The organism is Xanthobacter sp. AM11 (assembly GCF_047444035.1).
GTDB lineage: Bacteria > Pseudomonadota > Alphaproteobacteria > Rhizobiales > Xanthobacteraceae > Xanthobacter.
Genome location: NZ_JBLAOA010000001.1, coordinates 1,333,626 through 1,350,112, shown reverse-complemented (window position 1 = coordinate 1,350,112; position 16,487 = coordinate 1,333,626). Strand labels below are relative to the sequence as shown.

20 protein-coding genes are annotated in these 16,487 nt (G+C 68.4%); 8 read left to right on the top strand and 12 right to left on the bottom strand.

Annotated elements, in window-relative coordinates; translation table 11 throughout:
- Positions 1-33 precede the first annotated feature (33 nt).
- Both ACI7BZ_RS06340 and ACI7BZ_RS06335 read right to left on the bottom strand, forming a co-directional pair.
- The gene (locus ACI7BZ_RS06340) at positions 34-615 is read right to left on the bottom strand and encodes a septation protein A (RefSeq protein WP_414116341.1); all 582 of its coding nucleotides are present in this window, start codon (positions 613-615) and stop codon (positions 34-36) included.
- 85 nt (positions 616-700) lie between these two features.
- Entirely contained in the window at positions 701-1,390 is a 690-nt protein-coding gene (locus ACI7BZ_RS06335; protein ID WP_414116340.1) for a biosynthetic peptidoglycan transglycosylase, read from the bottom strand.
- A 141-nt stretch (positions 1,391-1,531) separates the two neighbouring features.
- Here ACI7BZ_RS06335 and ACI7BZ_RS06330 point away from each other — a divergent pair, with 141 nt between their 5' ends.
- Positions 1,532-2,458, top strand: coding sequence for a polyprenyl synthetase family protein (locus tag ACI7BZ_RS06330; RefSeq protein WP_414116339.1), 927 nt, complete (start codon positions 1,532-1,534; stop codon positions 2,456-2,458).
- A 43-nt stretch (positions 2,459-2,501) separates the two neighbouring features.
- Positions 2,502-3,902, top strand: a complete 1,401-nt coding sequence (locus ACI7BZ_RS06325) for a flavin monoamine oxidase family protein (protein WP_414116338.1) — start codon at positions 2,502-2,504, stop codon at positions 3,900-3,902.
- 50 nt (positions 3,903-3,952) lie between these two features.
- Here the strand turns inward: ACI7BZ_RS06325 and phoB are convergent, their stop codons facing one another.
- The 7 genes from phoB to ACI7BZ_RS06290 all read right to left on the bottom strand — a co-directional run bounded on the left by phoB (position 3,953) and on the right by ACI7BZ_RS06290 (position 11,014).
- Entirely contained in the window at positions 3,953-4,654 is a 702-nt protein-coding gene (phoB, locus tag ACI7BZ_RS06320) for a phosphate regulon transcriptional regulator PhoB (RefSeq protein WP_203194853.1), read from the bottom strand.
- A gap of 38 nt (positions 4,655-4,692) precedes the next feature.
- Positions 4,693-5,421: a phosphate signaling complex protein PhoU gene (gene phoU / locus ACI7BZ_RS06315; protein ID WP_414116337.1), complete on the bottom strand. Its 729-nt coding sequence runs from the start codon at positions 5,419-5,421 to the stop codon at positions 4,693-4,695.
- A 19-nt stretch (positions 5,422-5,440) separates the two neighbouring features.
- Positions 5,441-6,265, bottom strand: a complete 825-nt coding sequence (gene pstB / locus ACI7BZ_RS06310; RefSeq protein ID WP_414116336.1) for a phosphate ABC transporter ATP-binding protein PstB — start codon at positions 6,263-6,265, stop codon at positions 5,441-5,443.
- 78 nt (positions 6,266-6,343) lie between these two features.
- A complete protein-coding gene (gene pstA / locus ACI7BZ_RS06305; RefSeq protein WP_414116335.1) occupies positions 6,344-7,177 on the bottom strand; it encodes a phosphate ABC transporter permease PstA in 834 nt (277 codons plus the stop codon).
- An 18-nt stretch (positions 7,178-7,195) separates the two neighbouring features.
- Positions 7,196-8,152, bottom strand: a complete 957-nt coding sequence (pstC, locus tag ACI7BZ_RS06300) for a phosphate ABC transporter permease subunit PstC (RefSeq protein ID WP_414116333.1) — start codon at positions 8,150-8,152, stop codon at positions 7,196-7,198.
- Positions 8,153-8,356: 204 nt separating this feature from the next.
- On the bottom strand, positions 8,357-9,397 hold the full coding sequence (gene pstS / locus ACI7BZ_RS06295) for a phosphate ABC transporter substrate-binding protein PstS (RefSeq protein WP_414116332.1): 1,041 nt from the start codon (positions 9,395-9,397) through the stop codon (positions 8,357-8,359).
- A 141-nt stretch (positions 9,398-9,538) separates the two neighbouring features.
- Entirely contained in the window at positions 9,539-11,014 is a 1,476-nt protein-coding gene (locus ACI7BZ_RS06290) for an ATP-binding protein (RefSeq protein WP_414116331.1), read from the bottom strand.
- A gap of 208 nt (positions 11,015-11,222) precedes the next feature.
- Between ACI7BZ_RS06290 and ACI7BZ_RS06285 the strand changes: the two genes are divergently transcribed.
- On the top strand, positions 11,223-11,930 hold the full coding sequence (locus ACI7BZ_RS06285) for a hypothetical protein (protein WP_414116330.1): 708 nt from the start codon (positions 11,223-11,225) through the stop codon (positions 11,928-11,930).
- 27 nt (positions 11,931-11,957) lie between these two features.
- On the opposite strand, the gene ACI7BZ_RS06280 is transcribed toward ACI7BZ_RS06285, so the two are convergent.
- Positions 11,958-12,779, bottom strand: coding sequence for an exodeoxyribonuclease III (locus tag ACI7BZ_RS06280; RefSeq protein WP_414116329.1), 822 nt, complete (start codon positions 12,777-12,779; stop codon positions 11,958-11,960).
- Positions 12,780-12,875: 96 nt separating this feature from the next.
- Positions 12,876-14,030: a type I restriction endonuclease gene (locus ACI7BZ_RS06275; RefSeq protein ID WP_414116328.1), complete on the bottom strand. Its 1,155-nt coding sequence runs from the start codon at positions 14,028-14,030 to the stop codon at positions 12,876-12,878.
- A gap of 172 nt (positions 14,031-14,202) precedes the next feature.
- Here ACI7BZ_RS06275 and ACI7BZ_RS06270 point away from each other — a divergent pair, with 172 nt between their 5' ends.
- Together ACI7BZ_RS06270 and ACI7BZ_RS06265 are read left to right on the top strand one after the other, a co-directional pair.
- The gene (locus tag ACI7BZ_RS06270; protein ID WP_414116327.1) at positions 14,203-14,445 is read left to right on the top strand and encodes a hypothetical protein; all 243 of its coding nucleotides are present in this window, start codon (positions 14,203-14,205) and stop codon (positions 14,443-14,445) included.
- The gene (locus ACI7BZ_RS06265; RefSeq protein ID WP_414116326.1) at positions 14,442-14,675 is read left to right on the top strand and encodes a type II toxin-antitoxin system HicB family antitoxin; all 234 of its coding nucleotides are present in this window, start codon (positions 14,442-14,444) and stop codon (positions 14,673-14,675) included. Before ACI7BZ_RS06270 ends, ACI7BZ_RS06265 begins: the two co-directional genes overlap by 4 nt.
- Positions 14,676-14,689: 14 nt before the next feature.
- Here the strand turns inward: ACI7BZ_RS06265 and ACI7BZ_RS06260 are convergent, their stop codons facing one another.
- The gene (locus ACI7BZ_RS06260) at positions 14,690-15,028 is read right to left on the bottom strand and encodes a hypothetical protein (protein ID WP_414116325.1); all 339 of its coding nucleotides are present in this window, start codon (positions 15,026-15,028) and stop codon (positions 14,690-14,692) included.
- A gap of 71 nt (positions 15,029-15,099) precedes the next feature.
- Here ACI7BZ_RS06260 and ACI7BZ_RS06255 point away from each other — a divergent pair, with 71 nt between their 5' ends.
- The 3 genes from ACI7BZ_RS06255 (at position 15,100) to ACI7BZ_RS06245 (ending at position 16,404) form a co-directional block, all read left to right on the top strand.
- Complete coding sequence (locus ACI7BZ_RS06255) at positions 15,100-15,555, top strand: hypothetical protein (protein ID WP_414116324.1); 456 nt, start codon at positions 15,100-15,102, stop codon at positions 15,553-15,555.
- Between the two features lie 73 nt (positions 15,556-15,628).
- Positions 15,629-16,099, top strand: coding sequence for an SRPBCC family protein (locus tag ACI7BZ_RS06250; protein WP_414116323.1), 471 nt, complete (start codon positions 15,629-15,631; stop codon positions 16,097-16,099).
- 86 nt (positions 16,100-16,185) lie between these two features.
- Positions 16,186-16,404, top strand: a complete 219-nt coding sequence (locus tag ACI7BZ_RS06245) for a hypothetical protein (RefSeq protein WP_414116322.1) — start codon at positions 16,186-16,188, stop codon at positions 16,402-16,404.
- The last annotated feature ends 83 nt before the right edge of the window (positions 16,405-16,487 follow it).

The window sequence follows — 16,487 nt, the reverse complement described above, 5'->3', positions numbered from 1 at the left end:
CTGACCGGCTTATGCGGATCGCCCGGGTCGGCGTCAACTGTCTTCGCCCTTCAGCTCGTGGCGCGCCATGAGGGGCGCCTGAAGCATGGCGAAGGCGAAGGTGAGCGGAAGGTAGCCGAAGGTCTTGAAGGCCACCCAGGTGTCGGTGGAGAAGGAGCGCCACACCAGTTCGTTCACCACCGCCATCACCAGGAAGAACACCCCCCAGCGGATGGTCAGCACCCGCCATCCTTCGTCGGTGAGTTGCACCATTCCGTCAAAGACATAGGGCAGCAGCGGCTTGCGGAAGACGAGCCCGCCCAGCAGCAGCGCGCCGAACAGGGCATTCACCATGGTGGGCTTCAGCTTGATGAAATGATCATCCTGCAGCCACAAGGTGAGGGAGCCGAACACCATCACCACCAGCGCCGAAACCAGCGGCATCACCGCAATGCGCCGGGCCAGCACCCACATGGCCGCGAGGGAGGCGAGGGTGGCCACCATGAACGCCCCGGTGGCCACATAGATGCCGCCATAGGCATTGGCGGCGAAGAACAGCACCAGCGGGCCGAGCTCAAGGCCGATCTTCAGCCAGGGGCTCATCTTCGGGCGGGCGGGAACAGTGGTGTCGCTCATCTCTCGGGCCGGTGGGAGGAAGGATCGGGTCCCGGCCGCGCGGGCAAGGGGGCTTTCGTTCATGTGGCGCCGTTCCGCGGCACAATCAAGGCCTTGCTCCGTCTCCCCGCAGCGGACCGAGGCAGGAGGTGAGCTCCGGCCCCTCCCGCGGCACCCGCGCCTGGAGCCGGGAGGCGAGCCGCTGCACCCCCACGGACGGGTTGCCCGCGTCGCGCCGGTGCGGATTGGGCAGCATCACCGCCAGCAGCGCCGCCTGCCGCGCATCCACCCGCGACGGCGGGAGGTCGAAGGCGCGGCGGGCCCCGGCCGCCACCCCGAACTCGCCGTCCGGGCCCCATTCGGCGATGTTGAGATAGATCTCGATGAGCCGCCGCTTGCTGACCACCAGGTCGAGCCACAGCGCCAGCGGGATCTCGATGGCCTTGCGGATCAGCTCCCGGCCCGGCCACAGGAAGAGATTCTTGGCGATCTGCATGGGAATGGTGGAGGCGCCGCGGGTTTCCTCGATGTCGTCCGCCGTCTCGATGGCGGCGCGCATCTCCGCAATGTCCACGCCGGGATGAAAGCAGAAGCGTGCATCCTCGGAGGCGATGACGGTGCGCACCAGCGCCGGCGACATGGCCTCGATGGGGGTCCACACGCGCTCCACCCGCGCGCCGGTGATCCAGCGGGCCAGCATCAGGGTGGAGACGGGGTTCACCACATTATAGGCAAGGGACAGGAGCAGCGGGATCACCGCCAGCACGAGCACGATGCGCAGCACCACACGAACCATCCCCTGCCCTCCCCTGCAGCCGCACGAGCCCGGCACCCGGCGGCTTGACCTTCCACCCTGGTTGAGGCACCGCAATGGCCCCGTCAACGGCAGCGCGCCCGCGCCGTTGCGTTCTCTTCTCCTGCCGCCCGAGGTGCGAAGGTGACGCTTTCCCTGGCTGCCCGTCTCGACGCCGCAGCGACCGCCACTGAGGCCCGCCTCGCCCTCGCCCTCGCCGATGCCCCCCTCCCCGGCGAGCGGCTGCGGCCGGAACGGCTCATGGCCGCCATGCGCCACGGCGCCCTGGGCGGCGGCAAGCGGCTGCGGCCCTTCCTGGTACTGGAGAGCGCGGCGCTGTTTGCCGTCGCCCCCGAGGCCGCGGTGACGGCCGCCGCCGCCGTTGAATGCATCCATTGCTATTCGCTGATCCATGACGACCTGCCGGCCATGGACGATGACGACCTGCGCCGCGGCCGGCCCACCGTGCACAAGGCGTTCGACGAGGCCACCGCCATCCTGGCCGGGGACGGGCTATTGACCCTCGCCTTCGATCTCCTGGCCGGCAGCGATGCCCATGCGGACCCGGCGGCGCGCATCGCCCTGGTGCGGGCCCTGGCCCGCGCGGCGGGCATCGGCGGCATGGTGGGCGGGCAGATGCTGGACCTCGCCGCCGAAGGGCGGTTTTCGGGCGGCGCCCCGCTGGCCCTGGGGGAGGCCGCCATCCGCGACCTGCAGGCCATGAAGACCGGCGCCCTGCTCAGCGTTTCGGTGGAGGCCGGCGCCATCCTCGGCGGCGCGGACGCGCAGGCGCGGGCCGCGCTTTTCGCCTATGGCCGGGCGCTGGGTGCCGCTTTCCAGATCGCCGACGACATCCTCGACGTGGAGGGCACCGCCGAGGAGGTGGGCAAGAAGGTGGGGAAGGACGCCGCGGCGGGCAAGGCGACCCTGGTGTCCCGCCTGGGCCTCGACGCCGCGCGGGCCCTCCTGGCGAGCCTGGTGGACGATGCCGCCGCCGCCCTCACCCCCTTCGGCACGCGCGGCGCCCTGCTGGCGCAGGCGGCCCGGTTCGTGGCGGACCGGCGAAGCTGAACGGCGGCCGGCGGCGCAGGCCCGGTGCAGCACGGGCGGATTCATGGCCCGGACGATTGAGCCGGAGCCGATCCCGCACTACCGTTCCCCCGTGACCGACCCGCGCCATACCCCCCTCACCCGCCGCCGCCTGCTCGCGCGCGGCGCGGCCCTCGCCACCCTGCCCTTCGGCGCCGCCGCTGCGCTGGGGCAGCAGAGCGAGGCCGACGTCATCATCATCGGCGCCGGAACGGCGGGCATCTCCGCGGCGCGGCGGGTGGCGGAGGCCGGGCGCAGCTATGCCCTGCTTGAAGCCTCCGCCCATGTGGGCGGGCGCACGGTCACCGACACCGCGGTGTTTGGCGTTCCATTCGACATGGGCGCCACGCGCCTTTACCTGCCGGCGGCGCGGCCCATGGCGGCGTTCGGGCGGGCCGATGGGCTCGACATTCATCGGGCGCCCCAGGGCGGCAGGCTCTATCAAAGCGGGCGAGAGGCCAGCGACAGCGACTATGAGGACTTCATCGCCACCGTCCGCCGGGCGGAGCGGGCCATCGGCGCCGCCGGGGATGCGGGACGGGACCTGCCCGCCTCCCGGGTGCTGCCGGATCTTGGACCATGGTCGGCGAGCGCGCGCTTCGTGGTGGGTCCGCTCGCCTGCGCCAAGGGGCTCGGCCAGGTGTCCACTGTGGATGCCTCCCGGGCGGAGGAGCGCGACGGCGAGGAGGTGTGCCGGCAGGGCGTGGGAACGCTGGTGACCCGGCTGGCCCGGCCCCTCACCGTCCGGCTGGAGACGGTGGCCCGCTCGGTGGATCTGGGCGGACGGCTGGTGGCGGTGCAGACCAACCGGGGCACCGTGCTGGGCCGGGTGGTCATCCTCGCCGTGCCGCCGAGCCTGCTGGCGGCCGGCAAGCTGCGCGTGCTCCCCGGCCTGCCCCAGCGCTACCGCACGGCCATCGAGAAGATCACCCTCGGCGCCTATGATCACATCGCCTTCCAGCTGCCGCGCAACCCGCTCGGGCTTTCGCCGGACGAAATGATCTATTTCAAGCTGGAGGGAACCAACGCCTATGCCCTGCGGGCGCGCATCGGCGGCGGCGACCTGCATATGCTCGAAGTGGCAGGCGACACGGCGGCAGGCCTTGCCGAAGCGCCGGCCGAGGCGGCAACCGCCTTCCTCAAGGAAGCGCTGACCCGCGAGTTCGGGGCGGACATGGCGGCCCGGATCGGCCGGGTGCACGCCACTCGCTGGACCCGGGAGCCGTTCGCGCTGGGCGCCTTCTCCTGCGCTTTGCCGGGGTTCGGCAACATGCGCCGGGCGTTCACGGAGGTGGTGAGTGGCCGGCTTCTGTTCGCCGGCGAACATGCCCACGAAACCCTCTGGGGAACAGTGGGCGGCGCCTGGGTGGCCGGAGAGCGGGCGGCGCGGCAGGCGCTGGGCATCCTCGCCGGCCGCTCGGGCTGATCGGCCGCGCCGGAGCCCGCCACCGGGCGACGCCGCCCGGGCGCGCCCGCTCAATGGGCGCGGGCGAACATCTCGTTGAAGGAATAGCCGGCACCGCGCACGGTGCGGATGGGATCGGACTGGCGGCCGCGATTGATGGCCTTGCGCAGGCGGCCCACATGCACATCCACGGTGCGCTCGTCGATATAGACGTCCTGGCCCCACACGCCGTCCAGCAGCTGTTCCCGGGAGAAGACGCGGCCAGGGCTCTGCATGAGGAATTCCAGGAGGCGGAATTCGGTGGGACCCAGATGCACCTCGCGGCCGGCGCGGTGCACGCGGTGGGTCTCGCGGTCCAGCTCGATGTCGCCGGCCCGCAGCAGGGTGGCCACATGCTCCGGCTTGGCCCGACGCAGCAGGGCCCGCACCCGGGCGAGCAGCTCGGGCACGGAGAAGGGCTTCACCACATAATCGTCCGCGCCGGTGGCGAGACCGCGCACCCGCTCCGTCTCCTCGCCACGGGCGGTGAGCATGATGACCGGCAGGCGCTCGGTCTCCGGGCGTGTGCGCAGGCGCCGGCACAGCTCGATGCCTGAAAGGCCCGGCAGCATCCAGTCGAGGATCACGAGATCCGGCACGCTTTCGCGCAACCGGGTCTCGGCCTCGTCCCCGCGGCCGACGCTTTCGACGCCGTAGCCTTCCGACTCCAGATTGTAACGGAGCAGAAGGGTGAGCGGCTCCTCATCCTCGACGATCAGAATACGCGCCGGCACAGTCCCTCACCCGCTTTCGCCTGCTGTCCGCCAGGGCCTCAGCCCTGAACGGTACGCCCAGGAAATGCCAGGGTGGTCTCGCTGGAGGCATCCGCCTTGGGGCGGCTCTCCGGCAACACCTGACCCGTGACCATGTAATAGACGATCTCCGCAATGTTGGTCGCGTGGTCGCCGATGCGTTCGATGTTCTTGGCACAGAACAGCAGGTGCGTGCACACGGAGATGTTGCGCGGGTCCTCCATCATGTAGGTGAGGAGCTCGCGGAACAGGGACGTGTACATGGTGTCGATGGCGCCGTCGCGCCCCCACACTTCCAGCGCCTTCGCCTCGTTGCGGGCGGCATAGGCGTCCAGCACTTCCTTCATCTGCTCGAGCACCAGCTCGGCGATATGCTCCACGCCGCGCACCAGCTTGTGGGGGTGGTATTCGCCCTCGATGGCGATGACCCGCTTGCCGACATTCTTGGCGAGGTCGCCGATGCGCTCCAAATCGTTGGCCACGCGGATGGCGGCCACGATCTCGCGCAGGTCGTTGGCCACCGGCTGGCGCTTGGCGATGACGAGGATGGCGCGCTCCTCGATGTCGCGCTGCGCCTGGTCCACGGTGGCGTCCAGAAGGACCACCTTCTGGGCAAGGGCGCCGTCGCGGCGGATGAGGGCGGTCACCGAGTCGCTGACCAGGCGCTCGGCCTGGCCGCCCATTTCGACCACCTTGCGGCCGATTTCCTTCAGCTCCACATCGAAGGACGATACGGTATGCTCCGGCATCTCAGGATCCTTCCAGGGCTCAGCCGAAGCGGCCGGTGATGTAATCGCGGGTCTTGATCTCCTTCGGATTGGTGAAGATCACGTCCGAGGGGGCCACTTCGATCAGCTCGCCCAGATAGAAGAAGGCGGTGATGTCGGCGCAGCGTGCTGCCTGCTGCATGTTGTGGGTCACGATGACGATGGTGAATTCCTGCTTCAGCTCGTCGATCAGGTCTTCGATCTTCGAGGTGGAGATGGGATCGAGGGCCGAGGTGGGCTCGTCCAGCAGGATCACTTCCGGCTTCACCGCGATGGTGCGGGCGATGCACAGGCGCTGCTGCTGGCCGCCGGACATGCCGAGGGCGGAGGTGTGCAGGCGGTCCTTGGTCTCGTCCCAGATGGCGGCCTTGCGCAGGCACCATTCCACCCGCTCGTCCATCTGCGCCTTGGAAAGCCGCTCGTGCAGCTTCACGCCGAAGGCGATGTTGTCATAGATGGTCATGGGGAAGGGGGTGGGCTTCTGAAACACCATGCCGATGCGCGTGCGCACGATGGTGGGGTCCAGCTCCTTGCCGACGATGTTCACGCCGTCGAACAGCACCGCGCCTTCCGCGCGCTGGCCCGGGTAGAGGTCGTACATGCGGTTGAACACGCGCAGCAGCGTGGACTTGCCGCAGCCCGACGGGCCGATCATGGCGGTGACCCGCTTCTCCGGAATATCGAAATTGATGTTCCGGAGCGCGTGGTTGGTGCCGTAATAGAACTGGAGGTTGTCCACCTTGATCTTGGACGGAGCCTGCACCGCATCCGGCTTCGCGGCCACGGACGAGGCGATGTTGAAGGTGGGATCGACGGCTGAAGTCATCTGAGCCTCACTTGGGAGGTTGAGTTCCGGGGCGTTGGCCGCCGGGCGCGCCGGCGGCGGTTTATTCAGTCGGAACGCCTAGTTGCTACGCGCCAGGAAGAGGCGGGAGGCGACGTTGAGCACAAGCACGCCCACGGTGATGAGCAGCGCGCCGGCCCAGGCAAGGGAAACCCAGTCGTCGAACGGGCTTCCGGCGAACTGGTAGATGGCGATGGGCAGGCTCGCCATCGGCTTCGACAGGTCAACCGAGAAGGCGTTGTTGCCGAGCGAGGTGAACAGCAGGGGCGCCGTCTCGCCGGCCGCGCGGGCGATGGCCAAGAGGATGCCGGTGACGATGCCGGCCCGGGCGGCGCGCCAGGTGATGAACATCACCACCTTCCACTGGGGGGCGCCGAGGGCGAAAGCCGCCTCGCGCAGGCCCACCGGCACCAGGTTCAGCATGTCCTCGGTGGTGCGCACCACCACCGGGATCACCAGGATCGCCAGCGCCAGGGAGCCCGCCCAGCCGGAGAAGCCGCCCAGCGGCACCACCAGCAGGGTGTAGATGAACAGGCCCACCAGGATGGACGGCGCCGACAAGAGGATGTCGTTCACGAAGCGCGCGGCCGCGCCGATCTTCGTACCCTTGCCGTTCTCGGCCAGGAAGGTGCCGCAGAAGATGCCGATGGGACCGCCGATGGCCATGGCGATGGCGATCTGGATCAGCGAGCCGACGATGGCGTTCAACAGGCCGCCATTCTGGCCCGGCGGCTTGGTGACCTCGGTGAAGACATTGAGCCCCAGGGCCGGAAGCCCGCGGGACAGGAGCGTCCACAGGATCCAGCCGAGCAGGAAGATGGCCAGGACGGCGAAGCCGACGGAAACCGCCTTGATGGTGGTGTCCTTGGCGCGGCGGGCAGCGAGAGAAGCCATGGTTTCCTTCCCCCCGGATCAGTCGAGGCGCGAGCGCACGAGCGCCCGGGACAGGGCCAGCACGATGAACGAGATGACGAAGAGAATGAAGCCGAGCTGCAGCAGCGAGGTCAGCTTCAGCGAGCCGATGGGCGCCTCGGGGAATTCGTTGGCGATGGTGGAGGCGATGGTGGCGCCCGGCGCGAACAAAGAGGCCGAAAGGCGCGTGGCATTGCCGATCACGAAGGTCACCGCCATGGTCTCGCCCAGCGCGCGGCCGAGGCCCAGCATCACCGCACCCACCATGGCCGTGCGGCCGTAGGGGATGGAGACGTTCTTGTAGACCTCATAGGTGGTGCCGCCGACGCCGTAGGCGGATTCCTTGAGCATGGGAGGCACCGATTCCAGCGTCTCCACGAACATGGCCGTGATGAAGGGCAGGATCATCACCGCCAGGATGAGGCCGGCGGTGAGCATGCCCGAGCCCAGGGGCGGACCGGCGAAGAGCAGGCCGATGATCGGCAGGTTGCCCAGCGTGTCGATCAGCGGGGGCTGCACATAGGCCGCCATGAGCGGGACGATGACGAAGAAGCCCCACATGCCGTAGATGATGGACGGCACGGCGGCGAGAAGCTGGATGGCCACGCCGATGGGCCGCTTCAGCGGCGGCGGAGCGATCTCGGTGAGGAAGAAGGCGATGCCGAAGGACAAGGGCAGGGCCACCACCACCGCGATGATGGCGCTGAACAGCGTGCCGTAGATCATCACGAGGGCGCCGAAATTCTCGGTCACCGGGTTCCACGTGGCGGTCCAGATGAAATCGAGGCCGAAATGCTGCAGGGCCGGCAGGCCGCCCTGGAACAGCTCGGCGATGATGAGGCCGAGAAGCACGAGAACGAAGATGCCGCTGGCCCAGAGCAGGCCCACGAAGATGGGGTCGGAAACCGCGCCGGTTCCCTTCGCCTTGCTGATGGGCTGGACCGTGCCAGACCGCATGCTCTCCACCGTAGCGTCCATCGGATGCTTGTCCCCCGCGAGCCGCACAGGCGGCGTGATCTGCAAGACGTTGCGCACAGCGGATCGACGCCGCGCGAGATGTTCACCCTTTCGGCTGGAGCCGCAACCCCCTCCAGGAATGAGGCGGCTCCACCCGGAAGAGCATCGCCCTCCGTAGGGAGGGCGATGCGTAGCAATCCAGGATCAGAGGACGGGCTTGCCGTCCGGACCCAGAACTTCCTTCTTGAAGGCTTCCTCAACCTGCTTCACGACCGACGCGGGAAGCGGGATGTAGTGCATCTTCTCGGCGATCTCGGCGCCTTCCTTGGTGTAGGCCCAGGAGAAGAACTTCATGGTCTCGCGAGAAGCCTCGATGTTCTTCGGGTCCTTCGGGAGAAGGATGTAGGTGGGGCTCACGATCGGCCACGCCTCGGCGGCGGGGGCGTCGATCATGGACGCGGCGAAGTCCTTGGCGCCCGCCCAGTCGGCGGAGGCGGCGGCAGCCTGGAAGCCCTTGACCTCGGGGCTCACGAAGTGGCCGGCCTTGTTCTTCAGCTGGGTCACCACCAGATTGTTGGCGGCGGCGTAGATGAACTCCACGTAGCCGAGGCCACCCTTGGTGTTCTTCACGGTGCCGGTGACACCCTCGTTGCCCTTGGCGCCGGCGCCAGCCGGCCACTGGACCGAGGTGGCGGAGCCGACCTTGGACTTCCACTCAGGGCTCACGGCGCTGAGGTAGGAGGTGAAGATGGAGGTCGTGCCCGAGGAGTCCGAGCGATACACGGGAACGATCGCCTGCGACGGCAGCTTCACGCCGGGGTTCAGCTCGGCAATGGCCTTGTCGTCCCACTTCGTGATCTTGCCGAGATAGATGTCGGCGAGCACCGGGCCGGTCAGCTTGAGCTGGTTGGTGGCGATGCCTTCCAGGTTCACGGTGGCGACCACCGAGCCGATCACGGTCGGGAACTGGAGCAGCTTGTTGGCGGCGAGCTTCTCGCCGGGAACGGTGGCGTCGGAGGCGCCGAAATCAACCGTGCGGTTGATGATCTGGTTCTGACCGCCGCCCGAACCGATGGACTGGTAGTTCAGGGTCGAGCCGGTCTTTTCTTTGAACTTCGCACCCCAGGCCTGGTAGACGGGGGCGGGGAAAGACGCCCCGGCACCAGTGAAATCAACGGCTTGAGCGCTGCCAGCGAACAGCGAGCCGGCCACGGCGATTGCGCCGAGTGCGGTGGTGAGCTTCACGGTATCTCTCCTTGCCAATTTCGGAGCCGCTCCACAGCCTGGGGCCGGAACGACATTGGGCCCGGGACTCATAGCCTCCGCGCGCCAAGGTTCTATGACGCGGACATGACACTGAGATGACTTCGCAGGCCGCTGGCTTATTCAGCTTTTTTTGTCTTCCAGGACGGCATCAAGGCGCACGGCGAAGGTCGCGCCCTCGCCCAGCACGCTGTCGATGGCCATCCGGCCGCGATGGCGGGCCACGATGTGCTTCACAATGGCGAGGCCCAGTCCCGTACCGCCCTGGTCGCGGCTCGCCGCCACGTCCACCCGGTAGAAGCGCTCGGTGAGGCGCGGCAGGTGCTCCGGCGCGATCCCCGGGCCAAAGTCGCGCACCGTCACCACCGCGCTGTCCACATTGCCCGCCTCGCGCACCACGCTGACCCGTATGGTCTTGCCCACGGCGGCATATTTCAGCGCATTCTCCACCAAATTCTCGAACAGGCGGATGAGCTCGTCGCGGTCGCCGAGCACCTCCAGCCGCCCCGCCTCCCGCACCTGCTCGATGGTGACGCCGCGATCGCGGGCCAGCGGCGAGAGGGTGTCGCACACATGGGCGACGATGGCCCCCAGGTCCACCTTGGTCTGCGGCCGGACATGGGCGTTGAGCTCGATGCGCGACAGGGAGAGCAGGTCGTCGATCAGCCGCGACATGCGCTTGGCCTGCGACGCCATGATGGACAGGAAGCGCTCGCGGGCCGGGGCATCGTTGCGCGCCGGCCCCTGCAGGGTCTCGATGAAGCCGGAAAGCGAGGCCAGAGGTGTGCGCAGCTCGTGGCTGGCATTGGCCACGAAGTCGGCCCGCATCTGCTCCACCCGGCGCTGCTGGGTGAGATCGCGAAACGTCAGCAGCACGGCATCGGGCGCCGCCTCGCCGGCCATGCGGCCCCCGCCGGCGGGGGCATCGAGCCGCAGCGGCACCACATGGGCTTCGAGCCAGCGGTCCAGGGGCACGCGCTCGGCAAACTCCACCCGGCGGGGAATGCCGTCGGCGGCGGCGGCCCGCACCGCATCCAGCACCTCGGGCACCCGCACCACGAAGGACAGGGGGTCGCCCACCCGCGTCGGGCCGATGGCGAGGGCGACGCGCTCGTTGGCGGTCACGATTTCGCCCGAGGGCGACAGCAGCAGCGCCGGCTCGGGCAGCGCCGCCACCACGGCAGCCGCCTGGGCGTCGCGGCGGTCCGGCCGCGGGGCCAGGGCCGGCTCCGGCGGGGCCGCCGAGGGCAGGGCTTCCACCGCGCGGTCCGCCGGCACGCCCAGATAGGCAGCCAGGAGCAACGCCAGCATCACCCCCCCGAGCACCGGATGCAGCGCCTCGAAGGCCATGCCGACGCCGCAGGCCAGGGCGAGGGCGCACAGGCAGAGAATGAGCCGCCGGCGCCCGCCGGCGGGAAGCGCAGCGGCGACGGGCGCGCGCGGCACGTCCGCCGGGGCGGCGCCGGGGCGGGCGTCCGCGGCGGCTACGGCCGGAAGGCCGGGTGCCGGCTGCGCGGGCGTTCCGGGTGTCCCGGCCTCCGGCGAGCGGAGTTCGCGCGGCCGCGCGATCGACCCCTGGTCCAACCCGGGCATCGCCATCCGCCGTCCCTCCCTCCCGCTCTTCGCGAATCGCGGGTTGCCCCCGCATTCTGTCGATGCTGGCGTGCCAGCACGAAGACTTTACGACATCGCAACGCAAAAAGTGCGCCGCGCGCGCCTGCGTTCGGCGTTTCCAAGCCCGGGCCCGCGGCACCCTTGCCAGCCCGGCCGCCACATCTGCTAAGAGTGAGGCGAGGAGGAGGTGACCATGCGACAGTCCCACAGGCGCGTGACCATTGGCGCCTGCCCCCTGTTCGTGGCGGCACTCGCCTGTCAGGCGCTCGCACCCCAGGCGGCCAGGGCGGACCCCATTCCGCTGCCGTCGGTGGACTTCGCGCTGAAGGCCGGCCTGCGCCGCGGCGGCTCCCTGGACCTCGCCCACAGCCAGGGCAAGATGCGGGTGGAGATGACGCGGCCGAACGTGCCCGGCAGCATGATCGGCATCATCGACCTGAAGGCGCGCCGCATGGTGGTGCGCACGCCGAACCTGCCCAACATGGCGGTAGAGATCGAGCTTCCGCCGGAATACGCCCTCGGGGCGCTCTCCGGCAACGGGCTGCGCGTGGGGGAATCGCAGGTTGCCGGCGAGGCCTGCGACCTGTGGAAGATGGACGGCCCCACCCCCGCCCAGGCCAGCATCGCCATGGGCGCCACGGTGGCCTGCATCACGCCGGACGGCATCGCCCTGCGCACCGAGGTGGACATCAAGGGCAAGAAGCAGGTGCTGTTCGAGGCATCCCAGCTCACCCGCGGGCCGCAGGACCCCAAACTGTTCCAGCTGCCGCCCGGGGTTCAGGTGGTGAAGGTGCCCAAGGGCAAGATCGGCGCCGCGCTGGGCCTGCAGGGCTTCGGCGGCGCACCCGCCGAGGGGCCGCCCCCCGCCGGCGCCCCGCCATCTCCCGCACCCAAGCCCTGACGCGCCCGAAAGCGTCACCCGCAAAGATCACCCGAAGGTGAGGGCCACCGGCACGTGGTCCGAGGGCTTTTCCCAGCCGCGCGCTTCCTTCAGCACCGTCATCGCCCGCGCCGCGGGGGCAAGGCTGCGGCTGGCCCACACATGGTCGAGCCGGCGGCCGCGATCATTCACGGTGTAGTCGGGCGAGCGGTAGCTCCACCAGGTGAACAGCTTTTCCTGCGGCGGCACGAAGGCGCGCATCACATCCACCCAGGGGCCGGCCGCCTGCAGCCGGTTCAGCCGCTCCACCTCCACCGGAGTGTGGCTGACCACGCCGAGGAGTTGCTTGTGGTTCCAGACATCGGCCTCCAGCGGGGCGATGTTGAGGTCGCCCACCACCACCGCATGGCGATCGGGATCGGCCCCGGCGGCGCAGAGGGGCTCCCAGGCCGTCATCTCATCCAGGAAGGCGAGCTTGTGGGCGAACTTGGGGTTCAGCTCCACATCCGGCACGTCGCCGCCGGCGGGAACATAGAAATTATGCACCGTCAGCGGCTTGCCCAGCGCCACCTCGGGCGCGAGGGTCACCGCCACATGGCGCGCGTCGCCCTTGCCGCAGAACTCGCCGCGCTGCACCTGCACGAACGGATGGCGCGAGAAGGTGGCCACCCCGTGCCAGCCCTTCTGCCCGTTGAGGGCGATGTGGGGAAAGCCCATGTCGCGGATGGCGTTGAGCGGAAACTTGTCGTCCTGGCACTTGGTTTCCTGGAGGCACAGGATGTCGGGCCGCAGCCGCTCCACCGCCGCACGGACGATGTCGAGACGGATGCGGACGGAATTGATGTTCCAGGTGCAGATGGTGAGGGGCAAGGCAATGGCAGGCTGAAAAGGAAAGACTTCTCAAGCCTTACACCCCCGCAGGGGCCGCAGGCAAGCGGCGGGGGTGCCCTTGCCCCACCCGTCGTGTCAGGCGGGATCTGGCGGCACGGGCGACCGGACAATGGCCGCAACCCGCGCCCGGAATGTCGCCAAAAGGGGCGCGTCAATGTCCGCGAGGGTCTTGACGGTCACATCCGCTGGGGTGAGACCGCTTTCCTCAGGGAAGATGAAGCGGTAGCCGTTGCCGGCCTTGCCCTCCATGAATTCGAACAGCCGGCCCTTGCGCTCCATCTTGTAGAAGACCACGAACTTTCCCTGGTAGTCCTTGTAATCAATGGACGAAATTTCAGAGAACAGGCTATCGTCCCGCACCAGGAAGGCGAGGCGCTTCAATGTCCAGTTGAACACCTCGATCTCGCGTTCGGTCGTCACGATGGGATCAGGACCTGGGGGCGGCGCGGGTTCCGCCACACCCGCGCCGCCCGGTATCACCGGCTCCGGCTTTGGCAGGTCGAGACGGTGAAGAATCTGGCGGTTGATGAATTCACGGAACGCCCCCTGAATCACTGGCCGATATTCTTCAAGGGCCTTCTGGGAAAGGTGCCCGATCCCGGCGCGCTTCAGCAACGGGCGAGCGAACTCCTCCGGCGGGTCCGAAAATATGGTCGCCACCTGCGCCAACACGGAATTGTAGATGTGCTTGCGCTTCGCTTCGGCGCCGATGTTTTCGGGATCAAATACGCTCTTGCCGAGACTGTGCAGACCTTCCAGCGCCGAATCGTCCACCTTGCCCTTGGCGACATCCCGCAGGTCGAAGCGAAGGAAGGGGTTGGCATCCATCATGTTGGGCTCGTCGGAATCCGCATAGAATTCCCAGATCAGGCCATCCGTGAGAATGCCCATCTTGACCGTCTTCGCCGCATTGAAATAGCTGCGCAATTGTCCTCGATCATCGCGCAGGTTGGCGGCGCCCACCGGTTTGGACTCGATCGCAATCACCGGCTCATTGGCCTTGAATATCGCAAAATCGACTCGATTTTTATACTTCTCCGAAAAATCGCAATGGTGCTCTGGAAACACTTCCGAGGGGTCCAGGTGGTCGTATCCCAGAAACGAAATCATGGGAACCACAAGAAACATCTTTGTTGACTCTTCATTCGCGCAGCGCGGCGCAGCGTTCACCGCGCGCTTGGCGAACTCGACAAACCTGGCGCGAAATTCCGGAAGTAGCCCCGCGTCCATTTCCTGCCCCCCAGTTTTCTTGTCCCCCCATTTACCGATATCCTCAACCCTGAGTCGAGCACTCCGTTTTATACCTCCACCCAATCTGCCCAGCATTTCCGCTTGATGCGTGGCGCGCGGCTCCTACACTGAAGGCTTTCCAGGCTCACGTTTTCATTCTGCGGATACTCTGATGCACAATAAGCGGCTCGAAGCCTTGCGCGCCGATCCCGGCAAGGGCTGGATCCCAGCGGATCTCGAAATCACCGCGTCCCAATACGCCATGAAATTCCGTAAGGTCACCGGCACCCATGTGGTGTTCACCCACCCCTCCGTGCCGGATTGCGTGGCGGTGCCGCTGAAGAAGAAGATCCTTCCCGTCCACGTGAAGGCGTTCGTCGCCATGGTGGACCGCATGGACGCGCTCGACCGATGAACGCCCCCACCCCCATCGACCTTGCCGCCTATCCCTGCACCGTCGCGCCGCTGCCGCCGGAGGACGGGGGCGGCTATGTGGCGCGCTTTTCCGATATCCCCGGCTGCCTCGGCGTGGGCGCGAGCGAGGAGGAAGCCCGCGCCGACGGGCTTCAGGCCCTGTTCGCGTGCATCGACGCGCTGAAGGCGTCCGATCGCGTGCCGCCCGAGCCCGGCTCGGCCAAGGGGTGAGCGCGGTGCGCGGCTCAGCGCAGAGGCGCCCCGTCGCGCCCGGCCCGCTCCTCCATGAAGGCGGACACGGTATCCAGCAGCCGGATGGCGCCCGGCAGCTGGCCATGGGCGTCGCGCTGCGCCGCGTCAGCCGGCACAAGGCTGCGCCACCACGCGATGAAGCGTGCGATCAGCGCGCGCCCCGGAATGCGGCCGAACGGGACACCGGGAAAGGCCGTAAGCCCGAACGCCGCCTCCACGGCGCGCAGGCTTGCCTCCACATAGGCCCGGTCCTCGCCCTCCAGCACGAACGGCCCCTCCGGCGCCCGTCGCACCATGCGCACTTCGCTCAACTCGGGAATATAGTCCACCACCGTCCGCCCTCGCCTCCCCGTCGTCCGTCCGCGGCGGGAAAAGCAGGAAGCGGGCCAGCGGGCCTGCGGCGGTGAGCGCCGAGGGGGACAGCCCCTGCGGGCATGCCGAGCCGACGGCAGTCCACACGGTACCGGCGCTGCAGCTTGCCGCCGGCTTCCGCGTGCTGGTGATGCGCGAACTGGCATCGGGCGACGGGCCGAGCGCCTTCGCGGTGATCGACCAGGCACTGCTGCGCCCGCCGCCGCGGCAGATCCGCCACGGCCTCGCCTTCGCCCTCGCCTTCCGGCCGCAGGTCATGGACTGGCTCGCCGCCCGCCTCGGCCGCCCCGGCACCCGCGCGGGCGCGGCGCCGGCCATCCGCAATCCCCATTGGCCCCGGCTGGCCTGGCACCAGTGCGGCCGCGACTGGGCGGACGGCACCCGCAGCACCGAATGGAGCGCCGACATCCTGTTTCCCGACGCCGGCGCCCGCGCGGCCTTCGGCTTGCATTTCCAGACGCTGCTGGCCGGGCAGCCCCCCGCATGAGGCGGGATTGCGCCCCGGCCGCGCCGGCGCCATCGTTGGTTTTTTCTTGGATCGTCCCTTCAGGAGTTGCCCCATGACCGAGGTTACCGAGACCCGCTCCATTGTCAGCGAAGCCGATTTCGAGCATCCCGTGGATATCGTCTGGCGCGCCATGACCGATTCCGAATGGCTGGCCGTGTGGTTCTTCCCCAACGACATCCAACCGCTGGAGGGACACCGCTTCACCATCTGGGGCCGGCCCATCGAGCGCTGGGACGGCGAATTCCAGTGCCAGGTGAAGACCGCCATCGCCCCGCGCGAGCTGTCCTTCAGCTGGAAGGGCGGGCACGAGGAGCTGAAGGGCTTCGGCCATTATATCGACACGGTGGTGACCTGGACCCTGACCGAGCTGCCCGGCGGCGGCACCCGCCTGCGCTTCCAGCACGACGGCTTCAGCACCGACGCGGCCTCCGACGGCGTGTTCGACGTGATGACCAAGGGGTCGCAGAGCGTGCTGCGCACCCTCACCCGCCGCCTGCCGGACCTCATCCAGCACGGCGCCTGAGGCCCGCGGGGGAACCCGGCGGCCGCGCCCGCGTTGATTTTCCGGTCATGATGTCGCGCCGCGGCGCGACAGGATTGGAGAGCAACATGGGCCGAAGCCTTCCCCCGGACGACCCGTTCAGCCTGCGCATCGTCATCGGCGAAGCGGAGACTCGCGCCTCCAGCATCGACGACGTGGTCCGCTTCCTGCGGAGCCAAGAGGCCGGCGACCTCGCCGACCTGCTGCTCACCCTGCCGCCGGGGGAGCAGCAGCCATCCCTCGGAGACTTCTGCGCCCGCATGGAAGCCCTTTGCGCCATGGTGTAGCGCAGCAGGACGCGGTGAAAACGGGGTGCCCGCCCCGGGAGTTGCGCATGCGTGCACGCACACTTCGCCCTGCACATTTCACC

Bases quoted from the DNA above. Each gene is read 5' to 3' on its own strand.
- ACI7BZ_RS06275 (WP_414116328.1), bottom strand. From the start codon at position 14,030: ATGGACGCGGGGCTACTTCCGGAATTTCGCGCCAGGTTTGTCGAGTTC.
- ACI7BZ_RS06250 (WP_414116323.1), top strand. From the start codon at position 15,629: ATGACCGAGGTTACCGAGACCCGCTCCATTGTCAGCGAAGCCGATTTC.
- ACI7BZ_RS06285 (WP_414116330.1), top strand. From the start codon at position 11,223: ATGCGACAGTCCCACAGGCGCGTGACCATTGGCGCCTGCCCCCTGTTC.
- ACI7BZ_RS06335 (WP_414116340.1), bottom strand. From the start codon at position 1,390: ATGGTTCGTGTGGTGCTGCGCATCGTGCTCGTGCTGGCGGTGATCCCG.
- pstC (WP_414116333.1), bottom strand. From the start codon at position 8,152: ATGCGGTCTGGCACGGTCCAGCCCATCAGCAAGGCGAAGGGAACCGGC.
- ACI7BZ_RS06290 (WP_414116331.1), bottom strand. From the start codon at position 11,014: ATGGCGATGCCCGGGTTGGACCAGGGGTCGATCGCGCGGCCGCGCGAA.
- ACI7BZ_RS06245 (WP_414116322.1), top strand. From the start codon at position 16,186: ATGGGCCGAAGCCTTCCCCCGGACGACCCGTTCAGCCTGCGCATCGTC.
- pstA (WP_414116335.1), bottom strand. From the start codon at position 7,177: ATGGCTTCTCTCGCTGCCCGCCGCGCCAAGGACACCACCATCAAGGCG.
- phoU (WP_414116337.1), bottom strand. From the start codon at position 5,421: ATGCCGGAGCATACCGTATCGTCCTTCGATGTGGAGCTGAAGGAAATC.
- ACI7BZ_RS06325 (WP_414116338.1), top strand. From the start codon at position 2,502: ATGGCCCGGACGATTGAGCCGGAGCCGATCCCGCACTACCGTTCCCCC.
- pstB (WP_414116336.1), bottom strand. From the start codon at position 6,265: ATGACTTCAGCCGTCGATCCCACCTTCAACATCGCCTCGTCCGTGGCC.
- ACI7BZ_RS06265 (WP_414116326.1), top strand. From the start codon at position 14,442: ATGAACGCCCCCACCCCCATCGACCTTGCCGCCTATCCCTGCACCGTC.
- ACI7BZ_RS06270 (WP_414116327.1), top strand. From the start codon at position 14,203: ATGCACAATAAGCGGCTCGAAGCCTTGCGCGCCGATCCCGGCAAGGGC.
- ACI7BZ_RS06340 (WP_414116341.1), bottom strand. From the start codon at position 615: ATGAGCGACACCACTGTTCCCGCCCGCCCGAAGATGAGCCCCTGGCTG.